19 protein-coding genes are annotated in these 23,021 nt (G+C 65.3%); 8 read left to right on the plus strand and 11 right to left on the minus strand.

Annotated features, from left to right (window positions below; translation table 11 throughout):
• Positions 1 to 361 precede the first annotated feature (361 nt).
• The 6 genes from GYH34_RS06490 to GYH34_RS06515 all read right to left on the minus strand — a co-directional run bounded on the left by GYH34_RS06490 (position 362) and on the right by GYH34_RS06515 (position 7,079).
• A complete protein-coding gene (locus GYH34_RS06490; protein ID WP_161912855.1) occupies positions 362 to 2,044 on the minus strand; it encodes a molecular chaperone GroEL in 1,683 nt (560 codons plus the stop codon).
• 55 nt (positions 2,045 to 2,099) lie between these two features.
• Positions 2,100 to 2,435 carry a hypothetical protein gene (locus GYH34_RS06495; RefSeq protein ID WP_161912856.1) on the minus strand — a complete coding sequence of 112 codons (336 nt, stop codon included), beginning with the start codon at positions 2,433 to 2,435 and terminating at the stop codon, positions 2,100 to 2,102.
• A gap of 4 nt (positions 2,436 to 2,439) precedes the next feature.
• Positions 2,440 to 4,515 (minus strand): sigma 54-interacting transcriptional regulator, encoded by a 2,076-nt coding sequence (locus GYH34_RS06500; RefSeq protein WP_244635294.1) that lies wholly within the window; start codon positions 4,513 to 4,515, stop codon positions 2,440 to 2,442.
• A 144-nt stretch (positions 4,516 to 4,659) separates the two neighbouring features.
• The gene (locus tag GYH34_RS06505) at positions 4,660 to 5,202 is read right to left on the minus strand and encodes a DUF1097 domain-containing protein (protein ID WP_161912857.1); all 543 of its coding nucleotides are present in this window, start codon (positions 5,200 to 5,202) and stop codon (positions 4,660 to 4,662) included.
• A 106-nt stretch (positions 5,203 to 5,308) separates the two neighbouring features.
• Entirely contained in the window at positions 5,309 to 5,701 is a 393-nt protein-coding gene (locus tag GYH34_RS06510; protein ID WP_161912858.1) for a hypothetical protein, read from the minus strand.
• Positions 5,702 to 5,756: 55 nt separating this feature from the next.
• The gene (locus GYH34_RS06515) at positions 5,757 to 7,079 is read right to left on the minus strand and encodes an SCO family protein (protein ID WP_161912859.1); all 1,323 of its coding nucleotides are present in this window, start codon (positions 7,077 to 7,079) and stop codon (positions 5,757 to 5,759) included.
• 403 nt (positions 7,080 to 7,482) lie between these two features.
• Here GYH34_RS06515 and GYH34_RS06520 point away from each other — a divergent pair, with 403 nt between their 5' ends.
• Positions 7,483 to 7,932, plus strand: coding sequence for a copper chaperone PCu(A)C (locus GYH34_RS06520; protein ID WP_161912860.1), 450 nt, complete (start codon positions 7,483 to 7,485; stop codon positions 7,930 to 7,932).
• 451 nt (positions 7,933 to 8,383) lie between these two features.
• Positions 8,384 to 12,481 carry a Pls/PosA family non-ribosomal peptide synthetase gene (locus GYH34_RS06525; RefSeq protein ID WP_161912861.1) on the plus strand — a complete coding sequence of 1,366 codons (4,098 nt, stop codon included), beginning with the start codon at positions 8,384 to 8,386 and terminating at the stop codon, positions 12,479 to 12,481.
• Between the two features lie 86 nt (positions 12,482 to 12,567).
• Here the strand turns inward: GYH34_RS06525 and GYH34_RS06530 are convergent, their stop codons facing one another.
• A complete protein-coding gene (locus GYH34_RS06530) occupies positions 12,568 to 13,062 on the minus strand; it encodes a DinB family protein (RefSeq protein WP_161912862.1) in 495 nt (164 codons plus the stop codon).
• 129 nt (positions 13,063 to 13,191) lie between these two features.
• Here GYH34_RS06530 and aroC point away from each other — a divergent pair, with 129 nt between their 5' ends.
• From aroC to GYH34_RS06555, 5 genes are all read left to right on the plus strand, one after another.
• Entirely contained in the window at positions 13,192 to 14,280 is a 1,089-nt protein-coding gene (gene aroC, locus GYH34_RS06535; protein WP_161912863.1) for a chorismate synthase, read from the plus strand.
• Positions 14,281 to 14,319: 39 nt separating this feature from the next.
• A complete protein-coding gene (locus tag GYH34_RS06540) occupies positions 14,320 to 14,637 on the plus strand; it encodes a type II toxin-antitoxin system MqsR family toxin (RefSeq protein ID WP_161912864.1) in 318 nt (105 codons plus the stop codon).
• Positions 14,630 to 15,052: a type II toxin-antitoxin system MqsA family antitoxin gene (locus GYH34_RS06545; RefSeq protein WP_161912865.1), complete on the plus strand. Its 423-nt coding sequence runs from the start codon at positions 14,630 to 14,632 to the stop codon at positions 15,050 to 15,052. Before GYH34_RS06540 ends, GYH34_RS06545 begins: the two co-directional genes overlap by 8 nt.
• 41 nt (positions 15,053 to 15,093) lie before the next feature.
• Positions 15,094 to 16,056, plus strand: coding sequence for a histone deacetylase family protein (locus GYH34_RS06550; RefSeq protein WP_161914918.1), 963 nt, complete (start codon positions 15,094 to 15,096; stop codon positions 16,054 to 16,056).
• Positions 16,057 to 16,164: 108 nt separating this feature from the next.
• Entirely contained in the window at positions 16,165 to 16,476 is a 312-nt protein-coding gene (locus GYH34_RS06555; RefSeq protein ID WP_064032854.1) for a hypothetical protein, read from the plus strand.
• A gap of 10 nt (positions 16,477 to 16,486) precedes the next feature.
• Here the strand turns inward: GYH34_RS06555 and GYH34_RS06560 are convergent, their stop codons facing one another.
• Genes GYH34_RS06560 through GYH34_RS06570 form a run of 3 tightly spaced genes read right to left on the minus strand, consistent with a single transcriptional unit; the run spans position 16,487 to position 20,201 of the window.
• Entirely contained in the window at positions 16,487 to 17,239 is a 753-nt protein-coding gene (locus GYH34_RS06560) for a phosphodiester glycosidase family protein (protein ID WP_161912866.1), read from the minus strand.
• A 38-nt stretch (positions 17,240 to 17,277) separates the two neighbouring features.
• Positions 17,278 to 17,847, minus strand: a complete 570-nt coding sequence (locus GYH34_RS06565) for a GNAT family N-acetyltransferase (protein ID WP_161912867.1) — start codon at positions 17,845 to 17,847, stop codon at positions 17,278 to 17,280.
• Positions 17,844 to 20,201 carry an Orn/Lys/Arg decarboxylase N-terminal domain-containing protein gene (locus GYH34_RS06570; protein ID WP_161912868.1) on the minus strand — a complete coding sequence of 786 codons (2,358 nt, stop codon included), beginning with the start codon at positions 20,199 to 20,201 and terminating at the stop codon, positions 17,844 to 17,846. The genes GYH34_RS06565 and GYH34_RS06570 overlap by 4 nt, the downstream gene beginning before the upstream one ends.
• Before the next feature lie 216 nt (positions 20,202 to 20,417).
• Here GYH34_RS06570 and GYH34_RS06575 point away from each other — a divergent pair, with 216 nt between their 5' ends.
• Positions 20,418 to 21,398: an LLM class flavin-dependent oxidoreductase gene (locus GYH34_RS06575; protein ID WP_161912869.1), complete on the plus strand. Its 981-nt coding sequence runs from the start codon at positions 20,418 to 20,420 to the stop codon at positions 21,396 to 21,398.
• A 16-nt stretch (positions 21,399 to 21,414) separates the two neighbouring features.
• Here GYH34_RS06575 and GYH34_RS06580 read toward each other — a convergent pair whose 3' ends face one another.
• Positions 21,415 to 22,959, minus strand: coding sequence for a response regulator (locus tag GYH34_RS06580; RefSeq protein ID WP_244635295.1), 1,545 nt, complete (start codon positions 22,957 to 22,959; stop codon positions 21,415 to 21,417).
• Positions 22,960 to 23,021: the final 62 nt, after the last annotated feature.

Consider the following 23,021-nt stretch of genomic DNA (forward strand, 5'->3'; position numbering starts at 1 on the left):
CTTTTCCTCCTCACAGACTTTTTGTTTCTCGGATTCGCGGCCTTGTTCACGGTCGACAAATCCGAATGTGTGCGCCGCTTTCCAAACTTTCGAAATGGAAACTTTCGATGTCGTCGGCAATTCATCTATTGCGAAAGCGACGACATCTATTGTTATGGCAAGCCCTGTGCCACTGATGGTGTTTTTGCTGAATCGTAGAGTTTGCAAGGGATTCGAAAGGATCGTGAAAGTCATATGACGTGAGCGCGACGATATTCGAAGGCAGTGCTCGATACAGTTGTCAAATAAGCGTACGCACGAATTTCATCGCCTGTTTCGATCGCCGCGATCGTCAAAGACATCGCGGCGATCGAGCGCGCATTCAGGCGCGCGGATCTTCGCGCGTTTCCGCCGCGCGACGGGCGTCGAATCCGAATGTCGGATCGGCGACCGGAATATGAGTCACAGCGCATTCCACCGTCATCAGCGAAGACGCTGTCGCGACTGCATTGCGCAATGCGAGACGCGTGACGCGCACGGGATCGATGACGCCCGCGGCGAAGAGATCGCCACAGGCGCCGCTGCGCATATCCATTCCCCAGAAATCATCATTGGATCGCCGCAGCTCGAACAAGAATTCACCGGCGTCGACGCCGGCGTTGGCCGCTATTCGCCTTATCGGCTCGTCGAGCGCTGCGCGCACGATGGCGACGCCATGATCCTGATCGAGATTTTCACCACGCAGCTCGGCGAGAGCGCCGCGCGCGCGATAGAGCCCGACGCCGCCGCCGGCGACGACGCCATCGCTTTGCGCGGCGCGCGCGGAATTGAGCGCATTCTCGATTCTCTGCATGCGCTCCTTGATGAGAACGTCGGACAGGCCGCCGGCGCGTATCGTCGCCATCCTGCCCGACAAGGCTTTTATGCGAGTCTGCAGATTTTCCAGCTCGTGACGCTTGCCGCTCGGCGAGCCCTTGGAGGCGTCGCCTTCGACGATCCAATCGGCCTGACGTTTCGCCGAGGCGAGCCGATCGGCGATGACTTTCGGATCGCCTTCGCCGCCGATGACGAGCGTGTCGTCCTCGCGCACGACGACGCGTCGCGCGCGGCCGAGATGCGCCATCGTGACATTGGAAATATCTTCGCCGAAGGCTTCCATGATCGCGCGGCCGCCGGTGATCGCGGCGAGATCGAGAAGATATTCATAGCGGCTGTCGCCATAGCCCGGCCCCTTCACGGCGATGGAGCAGAGATTCTTGCGAATGTGATTGAGCAAGAGTCCGGGAAGCGCTTCCTCCATTATGTTTTCGGCGACGACGAGCAGGCTGCCGCCGCTTCGACGCACCAGCTCCAGCGCCGGCACCAGCTCGGCAAATTCGTTGATGACGCGATCATAGACGAGAATGTAAGGGTTCTCGAGCTCGGCGACCTTGCGCGCGCTGTCGGTCATGAAATAGGGCGAGCGATAGCCTTGTTCCCAACGCATGCCTTCGACGGATTCGATGTCGTCGGCGACGCCATGGCCGAGCTCGACATCGACGACGCCGCCTTCGCCCGCGAGCGAAAGCGCCTGCGCGACGATCGCGCCTATGCCTTCATCGCCGCCGGCGGCGAGCGTCGCGACATGGGCGAGCGAACGCGGATCGTCGCAACGCCGCGCGCGGCGCAACAGATCGGCCTCGACAGCGCGCGCGGCGCGCTCCATGCCAATGGCGATATCGCGCGGATTCATGCCGGCGGCGAGCGCCTTGCGCGTTTCGGCGGCGACGCGGCGCGTCAGCACGACGGACGTCGTCGTTCCATCGCCCGCTTCCTTGGCCACGGTCGTCGCCATTTGGCGCACGAGATTTATGCCGACGCTCTCCGTGCGTCCGGCGGCTTCCACCGCTCGAGCCACAGTGGCGCCGTCCTTGGTCGCGACCGGCGGTAGGCCGGAGGCGCGATGCTCGATGACGACATTACGGCCGCAGGGGCCGAGCGTCACGCCGACAGCGTCGGCGAGAACATCGACGCCATCGAGCAGGCGCTTGCGAACGGGGTCGCCGAAGCGAATATTTCTGGCCACGACTCTAATCCTCCACAGGTGCGACGCTCCGCCGCGGCGCCGCGCGCGTTTCCTCTTATTTTTTATTCGGCTTGTCGAATGCCGTTATGTCTATGTCCTCGCGCCCGGCGTTGAGCGTCATGGCGCTGCGTCCCGCCGCCACGCGGCGCGCGCGATTGCGCTCGATGCGTATCCACACCGAGATCAAGCGGCGATCGTCGAAATCCAGCGTGCGCCGTATTTCCTCTATGTCGACAGGCTCGAATTCACGGCGCAGATAGGCTTGCAGCTCCTGCGCGCGCTCCTCGCCGACGACCTCCTGCAGACGCTCGGACTCCTGCTCGAGCTCGCGCATGGAAGCGTCGAGCGCGCGCGCGGTCTCTTCTAAAAATGCGCGATCTTCTGGTTTCATCGCGTCACCTCTTGCAGACGATTCGCCGATCGCTTCGCAGGCCGTAGCGCGCCATCTTGTGGTAGAGCGTGGCTCTGGTGATGCCGAGGCTGCGCGCCGCTTTGGCGATATTGCCCTTTGCGGAAGCGAGCGCGTGCCGCACGGCGCGCGCCTCCCAATCAGAGAGGTCGAAGCCCGTCTCGCTCTCGACGGCTTCGTCCATGATCGCGGTGGGCGGCGCCGCGCCGCCGATGTTGCGATTGTCGAAGTCGAGCTCTTGAATGAAGTCGATCGGGAGATCGTCGATCTCTATGAGCGGCCCCTTGGCGACGGCGATGCTGGAGCGCAGCACATTGCGCGCCTCGCGTATGTTTCCAGGCCATGGATGCTTGAAGAAAATGCGCCACACCTCGTCGGAGAAACGCAGCTCCTCGGGGGCGGCCAGCGCCTCGCGCTCGAGACGAAACAGCTGCGCCAGCAGACCGAGCCGATCGGGCCGCTCGCGCAGCGGCGGCAGCCACAGCTGCACGCCATTGAGCCGATAATAGAGATCGCGGCGAAACGTCCCCTTCTGCACCATTTCCTGCAGGCTGCGATTGGTGGCGGCGACGACGCGCACATCGACGCGGATCGGCTTGCTGGAGCCGATCGGCACCACCTCGCTCGAATCGAGCACGCGCAGCAGCGTCGCTTGCAGATCGGCGGCCATGTCGCCGATCTCGTCGAGGAACAATATGCCCTTGTCCGCTTCGACGAATTTGCCGGCCTTGCCCTTGGCGCGCGCGCCGGTGAAGCTGCCGCCCTCATAGCCGAACAATTCGCTCTCGATCAGCTCGCGCGGAATGGCGGCGCAATTTATGGCGACGAGCGGACGCTCCTTGCGCGGCCCGCCGGCGTGCAGGCGGCGCACGAGATGATCCTTGCCGACGCCGGACTCGCCGGTGATGAGAATCGGAATATTGCGCTCCTGCAAGCCGGAGGCTTTGCGCAGCGCCGCCTCCAGCACATTGTCGCTCCAATCGGCTCGAGCCTCTGGCGCGCGCTGCGCGGCGTCGGCGCTGTCGGGCGCGCGGCGCGGCGATGTCGAATAGCTCTCACGTTTGGGACAGCGATGCGCTTCGGCGAAGACGGAAAATTGGTTGCGTGGATCCGCGAGCGGAATGAGGCGCGCGCTCTCATGCGCTGCGACCAGCGCGGGCAGATCGACGCCGAGCGCAGTCGCCGCCTTTTGGCCGATGAGCGCGGAATGGTCGGAGCGAAGCGTCTCGACGCCGGCGCGGTCGACGCCGCGAACGAGTCCGTCGGCTCCGATGAAGATGCGGCCCTCGTCGGCCAAGCGCGGCTCGGCGTCGCGAGTCGCGCGCAGGCGCAGCAGATAGCCGTCGGAGGCGATGCGGTCGAAGAGGCTCGCCTCCAGCAGAAGACGGGCGATCTCCAGAAAGCCGAGGGCGAGCTTGGCGGCGTCGCGACGGTCGGAGACCATGCCGAGGATCGCGCAGAGGCTTCCATCGGGCGCCGTGATGGGGCAGCCGGCGGTGGCGAAGCGATGCAGCGCGCCGTTGAAATGCTCCTTGCCGTCGAAGGCGATCGGCGTGCGCAACAGGCTCGCCGTGCCGACGCCATTATTGCCGAGGCTGGCCTCGCTCCAATCGGCGCCGATGCGCGCCATTTGCGCGGCGCCGGCCGTTATGCGCGAGCCGGAGTCGAGCAGCTGAACGAGCGCGCCGGCGGGATCGGCGAGCAGCAGCGCGACATTGGTCTCGTCGAGCAGCGCGCGCAGCTCATAGACGAGCGCCGAAAGCCGACCGGCGACGCCGCCGGCCGAATTGCGCCAAGCGTCGAGCTCGGTCGCGGTGCGATCGTCGCGGCGCTGGCGCGGGGCGAATTCCGCGCCCGGGGGCAGAGCGTGGTCGTCCACGCAGCGCGCCCAGGCCTCGGAGACCTGCGGGCGCACCCAATCGGCGCCGGCGGGCGCCTGCCCGGTTTGCTTCATCCAATCCCAGGCGACGCCGGGACGGTCGACTCCATAAAAGCCGGTCTCCTCGGCGCTGCGCATCGTCATGACAGCGGCGGCCGCATGGCCGAGCATGGGGGATCTCATCGCCGTATCGCTCAAAAGCGATCCTCCCGATTTTCTTTTGCGTGACAGTGCATGGCGCGTCGGGTTCGACGGTCCGCTCATGCGCGGGCGCTCGCTCGCGCTCATGCGCGGGCGAGCATTCGACGTCGCGCGTCTGCGAGCTTGTCAGCCGCGCGCGACGGAGGGCGCTTTTTGGCCCGGCAGAGGCAGCTTCGACAGCGCTTCGGCGAGCTGATCCGCCGCATAGCCGAGGATCGCGCCGACGATCAGCGACAAAGCCGCCAGAAGAGCGGGATTGCCGGCCGTGAGCGCGGAGATCTCGTCCGCACGCGTCGTCGCCAGCAACGTCGCATAGGCGGCCAGGGAAACGGGCCATTGGGCGAGCGCCGGCAGCTTGGCGGAGAGCACGAGAGCGACGAGCGTGACGCCAATGGCGATCGCCGTCCATGCCGCGACGCCGATGGCCTCGCCATAGGGAAGATGCGTCGCGGCGAGAAGCGCGACGGCGGCGAGAGCGACGCCGAGCAGATTATGCGGGACCGATTTTTTCAGCCCGTCGAGCTGGCCGCCCAAATGCATGTAGCCGGCCCAGCCGATGAGCGCGGCGAAGAGCTGCGCGCCATAGGGAGCGGCGGGACCGAGCGCCAGAAAAGCGGCGAGACCGCCGAGAGCGCCGACGCTCACGGCCCGGAAATATGCGATGCTCATGACAATAGCCTCCAGCTGCGCGCGCGATCCTATGATCGGCGCAGTTCGCGTGAATCCCTCGACGGCGCTTTGCCGCCATCGATCTTCGAAAAGAGAGTCGGGGAGCTCAGGCGAGAGGCGCTGGAGGCGCGCGTGGAAATAGAGGCCGCAGCTCGGGCGCGGCGGCGACGGCGTCGATGACATAGACCGGCGCCGGCGTGTCGGAGGAGATTTCGAGCGGGAGGATCACGACGAGGACGAGCTCGCGCTCGACATCTATCGCCGAGCTGCAATGAAGAATGCAGCAAGGGCCGATATGATGATTCTCGCTCGGAGCAGTGTCGCTCTTGGCCGTGTCGGCCTTGAAGGACGCGCAGACGACGCCTGAGAATTGCGCGCTATTGGCGGTTGCGCCCGAGGCGAAGCCGACGCCGACAGTCTGCAGCAGGAACAGCAGCGCCGCGACCATGCCGAGGGTCGCTCGCTCGACGCTGAGATGTGTCCGGCCCGTGATTTTCAAGGCAATGTGCTCTGAGGCGTTCGGAGCGCGAAAGTACGAGCGACGCAGGAGAGCGTCAAGCGACGCGCCCTGGCGCGCATGCGGCATGTTGTCGCGAGCGTGACGCATGCTTTCGTTCACGCCGAATGATGCGCCCCGCGCCCCCGCGTCGCTGCGGAGCGCTCTGTCGGCGAATGAAATCCTTCAGCGTTTTCGCGGCTTCGTCGCCGCGTTCGGCGAAAGAGGCGACGCCGGACATGAGGCCGTCGCGATCGACGAGATAGACGAGCGTGGTGTGGTCGATCGTGTAATCGCCGCCCTCCAGCGGGGTCTTGCGTCGATAGACGCGAAACGCCTGCGCGGCGCTGGCCGTCTCTTCCGGCTCGCCGCGCAGAGCGGTGACGCGCCGCGGGAAGGAGGAGACGAAATCGGCGAGCGTCTCGCGCGTGTCGCGCTCGGGATCGAGCGTCGCGAAGAGAATGTCGAAGCCCGCGCCGGAGGGGTCCGCCTCATTGGCGGCGCGCGCGACCTGGAGCATTGTGGTCGGACAGACTTCTGGGCATCGGGTGAAGCCGAAGAAGATGGCGTAGGGACGCCCGAGCATCGTCTTTTCATCGACGATATCGCCATTCGTCGCGGTGAGGCGGAAGGAGGGCGCATAGGCGCGCGTGGCGGCCTCGTTGCGATGCGGGGCGAAGCGCGGCGCCGCGGCGCTCGCGAGAACGATGACGGCGGCCGTCGCGATCCACCATCGCCGCGAGCGCAGAGCGGCGGGAATGCGCCTTTCGCCGCCCGGCGCGGCGCGGACGCTCGCCGGGCGGCTGGGACGAGCGGAGCTCTCGGGCGGGATGGAGACCGAGGCGCCGCTCGAGCGGCGAGAGCCGCGTCGGCGAATGAAACGACGAAGGCGCGCGGCGAGCCGCACGCCGGCGCCGGGCGCACGGCGCAGAGCCTCTGCGAATGTGGTGCGGATGCGCGGCTCCACCGCCATGCCGCGCAGGCCGGCGGCGAGGCTCTCGACGGCGCTCTCCTTCTCCGCCGGCGTCGAATGCCGGCCGATCTCGAGCCGTCGTCCCGCCGCGGTGATCTCGACATGCGTGCAGCGCCGCGCGCGATCGAGGCGTCGCTCTATGACCAGCTCCTGCGCTTTGACTCGGCGCTGATCGACCAGCCGGCCGCGACTGTAATGCGCGACGCGGACGACGCCATTCTCGACCGTCACGCGCTCGACGATCTCGCCGCGCTCGGCGGGCGCGCCTCCGAGCACGAGACGGCAGAAAGCCGCGAGGCCATTCATCGCATCGATCGCCAGCCGAGCGAGGCGGCGCGTCGCGGCGGCGGGCGTCGCGGCGTCGATGTCGGAAGCGGATCGCGGCTTCATCGGCGCGTTTTGCGTCACGCAGTGCTTCCTCACGAAGAGCGCTCCATCTCGCGGCGTCATGTCGCGGCTGCGGACGCTGCATGGTCTTATCGAAAGCAGCAATTGCGCATATAGGTCAACGTGAAGGCGAACGATGCGCATGCGACCGGACGTCGCGTGCAGAAAGTGAACGGACATGCGTTCGATCGTGATCGTCGCGATGCGCGCGAAATCGATACGACTGTCCAGGCCGTCACTTCGAGATTCGCCGCGCGCGCGGGTTTCGCGCTATGTGTATCGGCTCTGGCGTTTCTCGCAGCGCTGGCGCAAAAGTTGCGGACGGGGCGCCGGGGGGCGAGTTCAACGATCGGCTCGAGACATGATCATAGGCTCATTGCGGCGTAGCGATCTTTCGACCTGCAGGGGATTGCGGAAGTTTCGGATGTTTTGCGCCTCGGGCGCGGTCGCGTTTCCGCTGGCCCTTTTCGCGACGGCCACGCTCGCGGCTCCGGCCGCCGCCGCGATAGAGGTGGAGCGCGCCTGGTGCGCAACGCCGCCCAAAGGGGTGAAGATCGGCGCCTGCTATCTGGCCTTGCGCAATGAGGGGAAGACGGAGGATCGGCTGCTGGGCGTGGAGGCGGACGCCGCCGCTCACGTCGAGATGCATGTGACCAAGATCGCCGATGGCGTCGGCCGCATGCGCCCGCTCGCCGACGGCGTGGCCCTGCCCGCCGAATCGGTCGTCGACTTCCGCGAGAAGGGCTATCACCTCATGCTGGTGGATCTGCGCGGCCCGCTCGCGGAAGGCGAGACCGTGCGCGGCACGTTGCGTTTCGAGCGCGCCGGCGCGCAGCCCGTGCTCTTCCATGTCGAGCGGCCCGGCGCGCCTTGATATTGCCGGGACGGCGGTCGGGATGGTCTAATCGCCGGGCTCCTCTATTTCGACTCACGGTGAGGATCGCGGGGCGGGACCCGACGCTGGCGGCCGGGCGAAGCGGCCTCGACGCGTTCCGGTCCCGCGCCGATCGAAGCCGCCTGATTGCTCGAGAGCCGTATGCATGAAAATTTACGAAAATCCAAATCCGCGCCGTCGCGGCGCGAGGAACAGGGGCTCCATTCTTCGCTCACCGAGACGTAAATGGTTGTTCGTCGAGGCGATCTCTTATTGTAACCGCTTCGTCACGATTATGACGCAGAAAGCCCTGTCGCTCTCTCGGCCGGTCTTTTCGGCAACAAATTCCCTCCCATAGTGGGTTCATCCCGCATTCAGCCTGGATGCGGGATAGGATCGTCCTTCGCTCTCATGCTAGATGAGCGCGGATTTCCCGCGGATATGTCACGCGATGAATGAGTTGAACCCCAGTTTCGCCAAGAGCGCGCCCCTCGACGGCGCGCCGCTCGCCCAGGAATCGGCCCGGACAGGGGCCGTGCTGCGCGGTCCGGCCATGCCGCATCTGCTGCGCGACGAGCTGCTCTGCGAGATTTTCGCCGCCCGCGTCGTCGCCAGCCCCAATGCGCTGGCCATGGCGACCTTGGAGCGGCGCTTCACCTATCGCGAGGTCGATGCGGAGGCCGCGGCCATCGCCTGCGGTCTCGCCGCCCGCGACATAGGCCCGGGCGATGTGGTCGGCCTGTGGGGCGCGCGCGGGCCGGAGCTGCTGATCGCGCAGATCGCCATCGCCAAGACGGGCGCCGCTTGGCTGCCCTTCGACGCCGACGCCCCGGTCGACCGCATCGCCGTCTGCCTCGCCGACGCGGGCGCCAAGGCGCTGCTGACCTCCGCCGCCTTCGCCGGCAAGGCCGCTCCCGTGGTCTCGGTCGAGACGCTGATCGACGCCGAGATCGCGGTCCAGGGCGGCGTCTGCCCCGATCCGCGCGCGCTGGGCGCCACGGGCGATCATCCGGCCTATCTCATCTACACCTCCGGCTCGACGGGAACGCCCAAGGGCATTGTCGTCACGGCGCGCAACATCTGCCATTATCTGCGCTCGGCCAATGAGATCTACCAAATCTCGGCCTCCGATGTGGTGTTCCAGGGCGCTTCCGTCGCCTTCGACCTCTCCATGGAGGAGATCTGGATTCCCTATCTCGCCGGCGCGTCGCTTTTCGTCGCCACGCCGCAGATCATCGGCGAGACCGAGGCGCTGCCCGATATTCTGGAGGAAGCCGGCGTCACCGTGCTCGACACTGTGCCGACGCTGCTCGCCGCCATGCCGCGCGACGTCGCGACGCTGAAGAAGATCGTGCTCGGCGGCGAGGCCTGCCCGCCTTCGGTGGCGGAACGCTGGACCCGCATCGGCCGCACCATCTTCAACAGCTACGGTCCCACAGAGGCGACCGTGGTCGCCACCGTCTCCGAGGTCTGGCCCAATGAGACGGTGACGATCGGCAAGCCGATCCCCAATTACAGCTGCTATGTCGTCGATGAAAATCTGGCGCTGCTGCCGCCGGGCGCGGAGGGCGAGCTGCTGATCGGCGGGCCGGGCGTCGCCAAGGGCTATTTGCGCCGCGACGAGCTGACGGCCGAGAAGTTCATCGCCAATCCTTTCCCATCGGACGGCTCCGATCCGATCCTCTATCGCTCCGGCGACGCCGTGATTCTGGACGAGAACGGCGATCTGCATTTTCGCGGCCGCATCGACGATCAGGTGAAGATCCGAGGCTTCCGCGTCGAGCTGGGCGAGATCGAATCCGCGCTCTCTCGCCTCGACCATATACGTCAGGCGGCGGTGGTTCTGCGCAATGAGAATGGGTTGGACGAGCTCGTCGCCTTTCTCGTCGGCGCGACGGCCGTGTCGCCGGACCCGCGCGACCTTCGCGCCAAGCTGCGCGAGTTTCTGCCCTCCTATATGGTTCCCGGCCGCTTCGAGATCGTGACCTCTTTGCCGCGCCTCTCCTCCGGCAAGGTGGACCGCAAGGCGTTGAAGCGCGCGCCGCTCACCGCCCCGCTGATCGACACGGAGGCGCAGGAGGAGCCGCGCACCAAGACGGAGGCCGCGCTGCTCGACGCCGCCAAGCGCGTGCTGCCGCCCGGCGCCATTCCCTTCGACGCGGATTTCTTCACCGATCTCGGCGGCCATTCGCTGCTCGCCGCGCGATTCGTCTCGGTGGTGCGCGAGACGGCGCATCTTTCCTCGATCACGCTGCAGGACCTCTATTCGGAGCGCAATCTGCGCGCGCTCGCCGCTCATCTCGACGGCAAGGCTGCGATGGCCGGGCCGCCGCGCGATCTCTCCTTCACGCCGCCGCCGCTGCTGCGGCGCTTCCTCTGCGGCCTCGCCCAGGCCGCGGCGCTGCCCTTCATCCTCGCTTTCGTGACCTCGCAGTGGCTCGGCGTCTTCGTCTCCTATCAGCTGCTCACCTCGCCGGACGCGAATATCCTCGAGGAAGTGGCGGCGCTGCTCGGCGTCTATATGTGCGTCAACATCGCCACTGTGGCGGTGTCGATCCTCGGCAAATGGCTGGTCATCGGCCGCACCAAGCCGGGGCGCTATCCGCTATGGGGCGTCTATTACTATCGCTGGTGGCTGGCGCAGCGCCTCATGGGCCTCACCCACGCCAAATGGTTCCAGTGCTCGCCCTTGATGCGCCTCTATCTTTCCGCCCTCGGCGCGAAGATCGGCGAGGACGCCATCATCGGCGAATTGGACGTCGGCGCGATCGATCTCGTCAGCATCGGCGATGGCGCGAGCCTCGGCTCCAAGCTGAAGCTCGCCAACGCCCGCGTCGTCGGCAATGAGCTGATCATCGGGACGATCGAGATCGGCGCGGACGCCTATGTCGGCACTTCCTGCGTGATCGAGGAGAATGTCGTCATCGGCGAGGGCGGGGCCCTCGAGGATCTGACCTCGGTTCCCGCCGGCTCGCATATCGGCGCCTATCAAATTTGGGACGGATCGCCGGCGCGCTACAAGGGCGATGTCGACGCCCGGACGCTCGATCCGCAATCGACGGCCTCGACGCCGCAACGGCTCGCCATGGGCTTTATGTTCACCGTGCTGGTGCTGGCGCTGCCGCCGCTCGGCCTGCTGCCGATCTTCCCGGCCTTTTGGGTGTTCGACCGTTTCGACAATTGGCTCGGCCTAACGGACGTCGATCACGCCCTCTATCTCGCCGCCATCCCGGCCTTTGCCTGGCCGACGGCTTTCGTGCTGGTGCTCGTCACCGTGGCCTTCATCGTGGCCTTCCGTTGGATCGTGCTGCCGCGCGTCTCAGAGGGGACCTATTCGGTGTGGTCCGGCTTCTATCTGCGCAAATGGGCGGTGGCGCTCGCCACCGAGGTGACGCTGGAGACGCTCTCCTCGCTCTTCGCCACCCTCTATATGCGCACCTGGTATCGGCTGATGGGCGCTAAGATCGGCAAGGATTCGGAGATTTCGACCAATCTCTCCGGCCGCTACGATCTCGTCGAGATCGGCGAGAAATGCTTCATCGCCGATGAGGTGGTGCTCGGCGACGAGGATATGCGCCGCGGCTGGATGTATCTGAAGAAAGTGAAGACCGGCGCGCGCGTCTTCGTCGGCAATGACGCCGTGGTGCCGCCGGGCTCGGAAATCCCCAATGGCGCGCTGATCGGCATCAAATCCAAGCCGCCGGCCAATAGCGAGCTCTCCGAGGGCGACACCTGGTTCGGCTCGCCGCCGATGAAGCTCCCCGTGCGCCAGACCTTCGACGGCGGCGGCGCCGCCTGGACCTATCAGCCGCCTTTCTGGAAGAAAGCGGCGCGCGCGGTCTATGAGGCGATCAACGTCTCGCTGCCGACCATGCTGTTCATCACTTTCGGCACTTGGGCCGTGGAGAGCTTCGGCCAAAAGCTCATCGACGGCGATTATTGGGCGGTGTTCTGGCTGTTCGTGCTTTCTTCGACGCTCATTTCGCTCGGCATGACGCTGGTCGTGGTGGCGGTGAAATGGCTGACCATGGGGCGCTATGAGCCGCAGGTGAAGCCCATGTGGTCCTTCTGGGCCATGCGCACCGAGGCCTGCGCCGTCCTCTATTGGGGCCTCGCCGGCAAAATCCTGCTCGAGCATTTGCGCGGCACGCCCTTCCTGCCCTGGATGCTGCGCCTGTTCGGCTCGAAATTCGGCAAGGGCGTGTTCATGGACATGACCGACATCACCGAATTCGACTGCGTGAGCGTCGGCGATTATGCGGCGCTCAATCAGGTGGCGGCGCTGCAGACGCATCTCTACGAGGACCGGGTGATGAAGGTCGGCCGCGTCGAGATCGGCCGCGGCGTCACCGTCGGCGCCGGCTCCACCGTGCTCTACGACACCCATGTCGGCGATTTCGCCCGGCTCGGCCCACTCACCGTGGTGATGAAGGGCGAGAAGATTCCGGCGCATTCCGAATGGATCGGCGCGCCGGCCGAGCCGGCTGCGCCGCCCGCGACGACGCGCGCTGTGGCGGAGACGCAGCGCGTGGCCAGCAAAGCGGCGTGACGCCGCGGCCGCTTCTCGAGGTCTGAAAGGCTCGTGGTCCGACGCCCATACTGGACCGCGAGCCTTCAGGCTCGCATCCGAGCGCCTCACATGAAGATCAGATCCGTATCCTGCGGCCGCGCGCCGGCTGGGGTCAGCATCGCATGGACCTGTCCGCGATGATGGGTCTGGTGGTTGAAGATATGGGCGACGATGAGCTTGCGCGGCTTGGCGATCTGCGCCTGCAAAGCGCCAGAATACCAGGAAAAATCGCCATCGAGCGCCGCCGCGTCGAGCGCATCGGCCCAGGCGATCAGCCGCGAATCCATCGCCGCGCGCTCCTCCTTCAACGCCGCCCAATCTGTGCGGAAAGACGCCGATTCCCCCAGAGGAACATTGGGGTTCGGCCCGCCGGCGACGCGGCACATCCACATCGTATCGGCCCAGAGCAGATGATTGAGCGTGCCGTGGATCGATTTGAAGAAGGCGCCGCGATCGGCGCGCCGCGCTTCATCGGAGAGCGTATCGGCCGCGGCGTAGAGGCTCTCATTCTGCCAGGCGTTATAACGCGCCATTTTCTGCGCGAAGGCGGGGGAGATCATTCGGTCGGGTCCTTGTCTGCCGTCAGCTGCAGTTTAGGACATGACGGCGCGGCTTCGCCATTGGCGTTTGACCCGGCGGCGGGGGGCGCCTACAACCGGCTTCGACGCACAAGTGACCGGCTCCCCTCAATGTCCCACAATAGTTTCGGCCATCTCTTCCGCATCACCACCTTCGGCGAGAGCCATGGGCCGGCGCTCGGCGTCGTCGTCGACGGCTGCCCGCCGGGGCTGGAACTGACCGAGGCCGAGATTCAGCTCTTTCTCGACAAGCGCCGCCCCGGCCAGTCGCGCTTCACCACGCAGCGGCAGGAGCCGGATGCGGTGAAGATTCTCTCCGGCGTCTTCGCCGATTCCGCGGGCCGCCAAGTAACGACCGGGACGCCGATCGCGCTGCTGATCGAGAACACCGACCAGCGCTCAAAGGATTATGGCGATATCGCCGAGAAATACCGCCCCGGCCACGCCGATTACGCCTATGACGCGAAATATGGAATTCGCGATTATCGCGGCGGCGGCCGCTCCTCGGCGCGCGAGACGGCCGCGCGCGTCGCCGCGGGCGCCGTGGCGCGCAAAGTGCTCGCCGGCGTCGCCATACGCGGCGCACTGGTGCAGATCGGCCCGCATAAAATCGACCGCACTCGCTTCGACTGGGCGGAGGTGGAGAAGAACCAGCTGTTCTGCCCGGATGCGGAGACTGCGAAGCTCTGGGCCGATTATCTCGACGGCGTGCGCAAATCCGGCTCGTCTATCGGGGCGGTGATCGAGGTGGTGGCCGAAGGCGTGCCCGCCGGCTGGGGCGCGCCCATCTATGGCAAGCTCGACTCCGATCTCGCCAGCGCCCTCATGTCGATCAACGCTGTGAAGGGGGTGGAGATCGGCGCCGGCTTCGCCGCGGCCGAGCTCTCCGGCGAAGCCAACGCCGATGAGATGCGCGCCGGGCCAGACGGCAAGCCCGAGTTCCTCTCCAATCAGGCCGGCGGCGTGCTCGGCGGCATATCGACCGGCCAGCCGATCGTCGCGCGTTTCGCGGTCAAGCCCACCTCCTCGATACTGACGCCGCGCCGCACCATCGACCGCAAAGGACAGGAGACGGAGATCGTCACCAAAGGCCGCCACGACCCCTGCGTCGGCATTCGCGCCGTGCCGGTGGGCGAGGCGATGATGGCGATTGTGCTGGCAGACCATTTCCTGCGGCACAGGGGGCAGGTGGGCGGCTAGGGACGGATTGCGCCAGAAACACCATTATGGTAGTTTTCTATGTCCGAGAAACGGAAGCCGTCGCATGACCTCGCGCGCTTCAAGCAAATTTGTGGCGATCCGGATCGGCTGACGATCACCCGCGCGGCGCTGACCTCTGCGGCGCGCCTCGGCTTCGGACGTATCGAGATCGCTGCGACAATTCGGAGCATGGAGCGACGGCACTTTTACAAGTCGATGACGTCCTTCGCCGATCATCGTCAATGGCAGGACGTCTATCGCGCCCCGTCGTCCGCGGGCGTGATCTATGTAAAGTTTACCGACGATGTCGTGACCGAATTCATTCTGTTGTCGTTCAAGGAGAAAGACGATGGATGAGCGTATATCGCCATTGACGGGTCGGACTCTGAAGCGAGACGTCCGGCCTTTGGAGCTGCGCTACAAAGAGTCCTCCGTCCGCATAGATATGCCCGGCTGGTATGGCGAGGATGATGAGGACGCGCTGCATTCCGGCGAGGATATGAAGGTCTCCGATCGCGCCCTGTGCCGCTTGAAGGCGCGCGCCGAAGGTTTGCTGCAGGCCGAGGACATCCGCCGCATCCGCAAGAAGCTCGGCCTCACGCAAAAGCGCGCTAGCGAAATTATCGGCGGCGGCGCCAACGCCTTTCAAAAATACGAGGCCGGAGACATTCTCGTCAGCCGGGCGATGAGCAATCTCCTTCTTCTGCTGGATCGCCAGCCGGATTTGCTGAAAGTGATCGAGGAGACAGGCGGCGAAGCGAGCGCGGCGTGACCGTTTCGCTCACGCGTCGAACGCTCTGTTTCGGCGCGCCCATGGCCATGATCGGGCGCGCCGTCGCCTCGGATTCGACAACCCTCCTCGTCACCCACGCTACCGGCCTCGCGCATGAGGTCGGCGCAGGCCGTCCCGACCAGCCGCAGCGGCTGCGCGCCATCGTCGCCGCCCTGAACGGTGACGCCTTCGCCGCGCTGCGCCGCGCCGAGGCGCCGGAAGCCTCGCGCGAGGCGATCCTCGCCGTTCACGCGCCGTCTCTGCTCGAGCGTCTCGAGAAGGCCGCGCCGCAAAGCGGGCTCGCGACGCTCGATCCCGATATCGTCATGAGCCCGGGCTCGCTCGAGGCCGCGCTGCACGCCGCCGGCGGCGCGGCCTTCGCTGTCGACGCGGTGATGCGCAAAGCCGTGCGCAACGCTTTCGTCGCCATGCGCCCGCCCGGCCATCATGCGACGCGCGACGCCGCCATGGGCTTCTGCTTCTTCAACAACGCCGCCATCGCCGCGCGCCACGCCATCGCTGCCCATGGAGCCGAGCGCGTCGCCATCGTCGATTTCGACGTGCATCATGGCAATGGATTGCAGGAGATCTTCTGGTCCGACCGAAAAGTCCTCTATTGCTCCTCGCATCAATCGCCGCATTATCCTTTCACCGGCGCCGCGAGCGAGCGCGGCGCACATGACAACATCGTCAACGCTCCTCTCGCCAAAGGCTCCGGCGGCCGCGAGTTCGCGCAGGCTTGGACGCAGGCGATTCTCCCGCGCCTCGACGATTTTGCGCCGGACATCCTCCTCATTTGCGCCGGTTTCGACGGGCATTTGCACGATCCTCTCGGCGGCTTGCGCCTGCAAAGACAGGACTTCGCCGAGCTTACGCTGCGCCTCGCAGAGATCGCCGCGCGCCGCTGTGACGGGCGCGTCGTCTCAATGCTCGAGGGCGGCTATCGGCCGGACGATCTCGCCGCTTGCGTCGCCGCTCATGTCGGCGCGCTGATGGGGGCGTGAGAATTCCGTCCTCGCCCGGCGCGTGCGTGGGCGCACATCAATGACGATCTCGATCATGGCATCTCTACATCAGAGACGTCGTGCAACAATTGGTGATGGGAGAAAACAATGGAACTCGGCAGGAGCGAATGGATCCAGGCTCGCGCGCAAATGATCGGCAAGCGCGCGCTCATCGGCCTCACCCGCGTGACGCCGCATGGCAAGGTGCTGCGCCAGATGTTCGGCACGATCGCCGCGATCGACGGAACCGGCGTCGATATCGAGCTCGAAGGCAAGGACGCCGGCCGCAAGGTCCGCCTGCCGCCGGACCTCGGCCGTTTTCGCATCGCCGGCCCCGGCGATTATCTGCTGTGGGAGACGGGCGAGATTCTCGCGGACCCCGATTTCGTCGGCGCCTTCACCGTCAACGAAGCGGCGTAAGCGGCGCGCGTCATCGCGCGCGCTCGACGACGCCGACGATCGGCCCCATGGGGCGGAAGCGATCGTGCCGAGACAGTGAAGGCGCATAGAGCGCCGAGATCGAGCCATCGAGGAAGAGCGCGTCGGGACATTTCAAACGCTCGCGAAAGAGAGTCGCGAAAGCGTGGAATGTCACCGGCTGATTGGAGATGGCGAAGGCGACGATATGGCCGTCGCGCGCGCCGACGCCATTGCGGATCTTCATCGACGTTCCAGTGTCGTGGATGCGCGGATTGATGCGTCCGCCGATGACGAGCATCGGCCCCGATTGCGTCGCATAGGCGGGATGCAGCCGCTCTTTGAGAAAACGCGTCGTCTCGGTGACGCCGGCGCGCGCGCCCTCCACCCAGAAAATCCCATTGGGCTTCATGTGGAAATTGCCCGCGCCCGAATGGGTGTTGGCGCTCTTCTCCATATGGCCGCCTTCGACATAGAGTCCGATCGGCAGGCGCCGCTCGTCATACATTCCTGCGTTCATCGCGAAGAGGAGCTTTTCGCCCTTTTGCGCGAGCGCGGCGTCGAGCCCCGAGAAGGAGCCATAGACCTCGTCTTTCGCATCGGCGAGGAAGAGCCGGATGGAATCATTGCGCGTGTCGAAGACGCAGATGGTGTAGCTCGCGCCCGCATCCTCTATATCCTGGCAAGGATTGCGCGGCGCGGCGGCTGCGGGCGCGGCGAAGAAGAGCATGAGGGCGAAGGGCAGGAGGCGGCGAAGCGGAATCATGCGCGGATCATAGCATGACCGCCGCTCCGCCCGCAGCGTCAGCTGCGCGCATCGGGCGGCGTCGCCGCGCCGGGGCCGAGCGAGCGCTGCAATATGACCGAATCCGTCCAGCTGCCGAACTTATATCCGACGCCGGAAAGATATCCGGCCTGCCGAAAGCCGATCGCCTCATGCAGCTTCAGCGACGCCTCATTGGCGGCGTCGACATAGCCGATCATCTGCCGAAAGCCCGCCGCCGCGCAGGAATCGACGAGCGCCTGCAGCAGCAGCCGGCCGACGCCGCGATGCAGATGGCGCGGATCGACATAGATCGAATGCTTGACGACGTAGCGATAGGCCGGCCGTTTGCGAAACGGCACGACATAGGCGTAGCCGAGGACGGCGCGCTCATGCTCGGCGACGAGATGCGGCAGTCGATGATTGCCCATATTCTTGCGCCGGCGCTTCAAATCCTCCTTCTGCGGCGGCTCGTAGAGCGGCGCATCGGCGGGATCGAGCCCTTTGCGCACATGCTGCAGATAGATCGCCAGCATGGCGTCGACATCCTCGTCGCGCGAGGGGCGCACGAGGATGGCCGCGCGTTCGGCGCTCGCGTCGATCATGCTCATTCCTGCACCACATAAGTGTAGAGCCGCATTTTCGCCTCGCCGTTCCACTGCTTGTAGAGGCCCTGGATCTCATAATCGAAGCCGGGGAAGAGATTGGCGCTGCGCTCGAACATGCGCAGATAGTCGAGCATGGGCCGCGCCTGCGCGCCCAATCGCTCGCCCGGAACGATCGTCGCAATGCCCGGCGGATAGATGACGAAGAGCGTCGTCGCTATGCGGCCCTCTATCTCGTCGATCGGCAGAAAATCCACATCATTGCGCACGAGGCGCAGATAGGCCTCACGCGGCGTCATCGCCATTTCGGGGAGATGCTCCTGCCGGAATTGCGCCTGCTGCAGAGCGCTGGCGTTCGCCTCCTTGAAGAAGCGATGCATATCGGCGCACAAATCGCGCAGCCGCACGCCTTTGTAGCGCGCGGCGCGGCGCGTGACGAATTCGGGAATGACGTCCTGCAGCAGCGCATTGTCGTCATGCAGGCGCTTGAAGGCGACGAGCGAGGAGACGAGCGTGCCCGCCTTGCTGGATTCGACGCCGGGCGTCAGCAGAAACAGCAGCGAGTTGAGATCGTTCTTCTCCGGCACGATGCGATTCTCGCGCAAATATTGCGCGACGATCGGCGCCGGGATTCCATGATCGGCATAGGCGCCGGTCTCGCGGTCGAAGCCCGGCGTCAGCAGAGTGAGCTTGGCCGGATCGGTGATGGCGAATCCCGGCGCCATATTGGAGAAGCCGTGCCAGCGCGCGTCCGGCGCCAGCGCCCAGAAGTCGGGATTGCGCGCGAGCTGATCGGTGGACACGCTCTCCCAGGGAACGCGATGCGCGCCGGATTCGCGCGCGGCGTCTGGAATGGAAACCCAATCGGGCGCGAAAGGATCGAAGAACCAGCGCCGCGCCGGGTCCTGCTCCTTGGCCTCGAACTCGCGCCGCACCGCGCGCAGCTTCTTGCGCAGCTCTATGCCGAGCCGGATCGTGTCGTCCCACAAGAGCTCGCCGGAGCGGCCCTTCATCATCTGCGCGCCGACATCCAATGAGGCGAACAGCGGATAGAAGGGCGAGGTGGAGGCGTGCTGCATGAAGCCTTCGTTGAAGCGGCGATGTTCCACGCGCCGCCGCTGGCCTTTGATGTGGCGGTCGCGCACATGAATTTGCGAGGCCTGCGAGAAGCTGGCGAGCTGCTTATGCGTCGATTGCGTCGCGACGATGCCGGGCGAGGCCTCGTTGAGGTTCTTCAGCCCCATGGCGTAGCGCCGCTCATAGAGCGGATGAAATTTCATGAAGCCGGCCCAGGCTTCGTCGAAGAGAATATAATCGCACAAATGGCCGATCTTGCCGACGATCCATTCGGCGTTATGGATGGTGCCGTCATAAGTGCATTGCTCGATGACGGCGGCGCGGAACGGCCTCTCCTTGCGCCAGGCGTCCTTGTCCTTCACCAGCGGATTGGCGCGAATACGCTCGCGCAATTTCTCCTCGTCGAAGGCCTCATGATCGATCGGCCCGATGAGGCCATGGGCGTTGCGCGTCGTCGGCAGAAAGATCGGCACGCCGCCGCCGAGCAGCAAGGCGCCATGATGCGCGGCCTTGTGATTATTGCGATCGAACAGCACGAGATCGCCCTCGGCGACCAGATTGGTGAGCACGACCTTATTGGAGGAGGATGTGCCGTTGAGCACAAAGTAAGTCTTCTCGGCGCCGAAGATTTCCGCCGCCGCTTTTTGCGCGGCGAGCGCCGGCCCTTCATGCGTCAAGAGATCGCCGAGCTCGACGACGGAATTGTCGAGATCGTCGCGGAACACCGCCTCGCCCAAATGCTCCATGAAGATGCGGCCGATCGGGCTGCGGCTGTAGAAAATGCCGCCATTATGGCCGGGGCAAGTCCAGAGCTGATTGCCTTCCTCTGCATAATCGACCAGCGCGCCGAAGAAGGGCGTCTTCAGCGTCTCGGCGTATTGCTTGAGGCGCGAGACGAGATTTTTGGCGATGAATTCCGGCGTCTCCTCGGCGAGGAAGACATAGCCGTCGATGAAGTCCAACACCTCGACGGGAATATCCTCGAAGCGCTTGCGGCGAATGAGCAGCACGATCGGCATTTCGAGGCCGCGCTTGCGCATGAGATCGATGAGCGAGGCGGTCTTGCCCTCGAGGCCTTTCTTGCCCCAATCGACGACGAGACAGCCGATGGCGGCGTCGGTCTGCACGACGATCTCGGCGTCCTCCACGCGTCGCGCGCGCACGACCTGAAAGCCCATGCTCTCGATCGCCGCGATGATCTGATTGACGCGCAATCCCTCGAGGTCATCGGCCTCGAAATTGGGCGCAGAGAAGAGGAATGTGAAGCGGCGGGAGAAGTCCATTCGAATCGGCCTATAGCGCTGGCGAGGAAGAAGAGGAGCCACGCACTCACAGCCTTGTTCGATGACACAATCGTGACAGCGCTTCGCGGCGCTGCAGAGCAGGCATCCGCTCGGGCTGGAAACCCCGCGGAATTGCGCATCCGCCGCTTGCCGTCGGCGCGACCGCGGACTAAGCTATATAACAGACCTATATAGCGTATCGGGGAGAGTTCGGCCATGCGCATCGGCGTGTTCTGCACTTATGAAAACCCTGTACGCGACTATAAGGCCTGCTTCGACGCGCAGACGCGTCTCGTGCGCCGCGCGGAGGAGGTCGGTTTCGAGGACGCGTGGGTCGCCGAGCATCATTTCGACGATGACGCCGTCAGCCCCTCCATATTGACGTTGCTCTCCTATCTGGCAGGCGTCACCTCGCGCGTGCGGCTCGGCTCGGCGGCGGTGCTGCTCGCCTTCCGCAATCCGATCCAAGTGGCGGAGGATGTCGCGACAATCGACGTTCTCTCCAATGGCCGTTTCGATTTCGGCGTCGCCAAGGGTGGCCCCTTTCCAGCGCAGAACAAGCATTTTCACGCGGCGAAGGAGGACTCGCGCGACATGACTCTCGAGGCGCTCGAGCTGATCGAGCGTCTGCTCTATGAGGATCGCGTCACTTTCTCCGGCGCGCATTTTCATGTCGATGATCTCGCGCTCTGCCCCAAGCCCTTGCAAAAGCCGATTCCGACCTGGATCGCCACATCGACGCCGTCGGCGGTCGAATATGCGGCGCGCAAGGGCTTCGGCATAATGGCGGCGTCGCCCGCGCCGATCGCCAAGATCGAGCAGACAGTCGCCGCCTATCGCGCGACGGGGGAGGGCGCCGATCCGCGTCTCGCTCTGGCGCGCTTCTATTATGCCGCCGAGACGCGTGAGAAGGCGCTGGCGGAGGCGCTGCCCTTCATCGCGCGCTTCGCTGATCGCATGCGCGGCATTTTTCTGGCGCAAAACGCGCCGGCATCTTTCGATCCGCAGGAGATCGTCGAGCGCTCGCTCATCGGAAGCTATGAGGAGCTCGCCGAAAAGATCGTCGACATTCACCGGCGGCTCGGCCTGGGCTCGCTGCTGCTGAAGCCGGCGACGGCGAACGAGTCTCTCGCGCTGGCGAGCCTCGATGATTTCGCGGCGAAGATTCGTCCGCGCATAGAGGCTGCGCTCGCCTGAGCGAAGCGCGCTCGGCTCAGGGCGCGGCGCTCGCGGCGAGAAATCTCTGTATCGATTCCAGCAGCCGCTCGACATCGGCCGGCTTGCCGAGCTGCTCGCTGTTTTGCAGCGGGATGCGGGCGTTATCTTCATCATTGGCGGCGCCGCTCAGCACGAGCGCGGGAAGGTCGCGATTGAGTAGCTCGCGCAGCCGCCGCACGACGAGCGGCCCCACCACGCCATTGGACAGATGATAATCGATGATCACCATGTCCGGCCGCGCGCGGTCGCCGACGACGATCTCTGTCGCGGCGTCGCCGTCGGCGGCGGCCAGCACCTCATGGCCCTCTGTCGTCAGCAGCAGCTCGAGCGAGTCGCGCACGTCGGGATCGTCATCGACGACGAGAATGACGCCCTTGCGCGACGGCCGCGCGCCGACGCCGAAGAGCGTATCGTCGGAGCGCTGGGTCTCCGACCATCGCCCATCGACGCTGCGTGGCGCGTGGAGCGGCGTCTCGACCGCGCAGCGGCGCGGCAGACGAATGTGAAAGCATGTGCCGCGCAAATCATCCGAGTCGAATTCGATCACGCCGCCATGCGCCAGCACGATCTGCCGGCAGATGAACAGGCCGAGGCCGAGACCGCGCATCCGGTCGCTGCTGGCGAAGGGCTCGAACAGCGCGTCGCGCAGCGCGCTCGGCACGCCGCGTCCGCCGTTGCAAACGTGGATCATGACGAATTCCGTCGCGCCGCCATCGATCCGCAGCGTCACGGCCACGCCCGGCGGGCTGTGCTCTACGGCGTTGCCGACGAGATTGGAGAGAAGCTGCAGAATGCGGTCGACGTCCCAGGCGCCGTCCATGTCGCCGTCGAAGGCGAGACGCAGCGTGCGCCCGCGTCCGTTGAACTCATCTGCGATCTGCTCGACGACGCGGCGGAAATTCGCCGCCGCGGGACGAATGGCGAGGCCGCCGCCCATTCTGATGCGCGTCAGATCGAGAATCTGCTCGATCATTCGCGCCATGCGGTCGCCGCTCTGGCGAATGAGCTGCAGCGCCTTGCGCAGATCGTCATCCTGCGCAACGCTCAGCGAGCGCTCGGCGGAAGTGAGAATGCTCTGCAGCGGATTGCGCAGATCATGCCCGAGAATGCCGACGAACATCTCGCGCATGCGCTCCACCTGCAGCAGCTGCTGGCGCTGCCGCTCCAGAGTCACGAAGACATCGACCTTGCTGCGCAGCACCTGCTCGTCGATCGGCTTGAACAGATAATCGACGGCGCCGACCTCATATCCTTTGAACATGCGCGAGACGTCGGGCGAATGGGCGGTGACGAAGACGATCGGCACATAGCGCGTCTTCTCCACGCCGCGCATCAGCGTCGCCAGCTCGAATCCATCCATCTCCGGCATGTTCACATCGATGATGGCGAGCGCGATGCTGCGATCGAGGAGAATGTCGAGCGCGGCGCGGCCCGATTGCGCGGTGATGATGTCGAACGAGTCGCAGCGCAGCAGCGCCTCCATCGCGATCAGATTTTCCGCGAAATCATCGACGATGAGAACGATCGGGAGCTTGGACATGCGACCCGAGTCGAAATCAGCCGTCGCCGACCGCCGACGCCCGGACGGATTCGAGGAGTTTT

It is taken from the genome of Methylosinus sp. C49 (genome assembly GCF_009936375.1).
GTDB lineage: Bacteria > Pseudomonadota > Alphaproteobacteria > Rhizobiales > Beijerinckiaceae > Methylosinus.